Consider the following 1261-nt stretch of genomic DNA (forward strand, 5'->3'; position numbering starts at 1 on the left):
GCCCGTGACGGGATTCCCGTCTCCATCAACGATCTCCACGCTATCCAGACTGAAGTTGGCGGGGTTGTCGTTGTGATCCACATCCGTGTCGTCGGCCAGTACGTCAATGGTCAGGGTTTCATTCTCGTGACCGGTCGCCGTATCAACACTAGCCACTGGCGCATCGTTAGTGCCGGTCAGCGTAATGGTGGCCGTTGATTCAGAGGTAGCCCCTTCGTCATCGGACATCACATATCGAACGACCACTGTCGTACTTTCGCCACTGGCCAGACTGTCGAAGTCTGTACCCGGCACAAACTGCAGCTGGTTATTGACGATGCTGACCGTGCCCTGGCCCGTGACGGGATTCCCGTCTCCATCAACGATCTCCACGCTATCCAGACTGAAGTTGGCGGGGTTGTCGTTGTGATCCAGGTCCGTGTCGTCGGCCAGTACGTCAATGGTCAGGGTTTCATTCTCATGGCCTGTGGCAGTATTGGTTGTCGCCACCGGCGCATCGTTAGTGCCGGTCACCGTGATGGTTGCTGTTGACTCAGAGGTAACCCCTTCGTCATCGGACATCACATAGCGGACAGTGACAGTAGCCGTGTCACCACTGGCCAGGCTGTCGAAATCCGTGCCCGGAACAAACTGGAGCTGGTTGTTGACGATGCTGACCGTGCCCTGGCCGCTTAATAGATTGCCATCACCATCGACAATCTGCACGCTATCCAGACTGAAATTGGCGGGGTTGTCGTTGTGATCCAGGTCCGTGTCGTCGGCCAGTACGTCAATGGTCAGGGTTTCATTCTCATGGCCTGTGGCGGTGTTGGCTGTCGCCACCGGTGCATCGTTAGTGCCGGTCACCGTGATGGTTGCTGTTGACTCAGAGGTAGCCCCTTCGTCATCGGACATCACATATCGAACGACCACTGTCGCACTTTCGCCACTGGCCAGACTGTCGAAGTCTGTACCCGGCACAAACTGGAGCTGGTTGTTGACGATGCTGACCGTGCCCTGGCCCGTGACGGGATTCCCGTCTCCATCAACGATCTCCACGCTATCCAGACTGAAGTTGGCGGGGTTGTCGTTGTGATCCAGGTCCGTGTCGTCGGACAGTACGTCAATGGTCAGGGTTTCATTCTCATGGCCTGTGGCGGTATTGGCTGTCGCCACCGGCGCGTCATTGGTGCCGGTCACCGTGATGGTGGCCGTTGACTCAGAGGTAGCCCCTTCGTCATCGGACATCACATAGCGGACAGTGACAGTAGCCGTGTCACCA

Annotated in this window: 1 protein-coding gene; it reads right to left on the reverse strand. The window is 57.2% G+C overall.

Going from position 1 to position 1261, the window contains the following annotated elements:
* Positions 1-1261, reverse strand: a 1261-nt coding sequence (locus AC27K1_RS21545; protein WP_487152853.1) for an Ig-like domain-containing protein, incomplete at both ends; no start/stop codon positions are given.

The sequence above is a fragment of the Kistimonas ophiarachnellae genome (assembly GCF_057552235.1).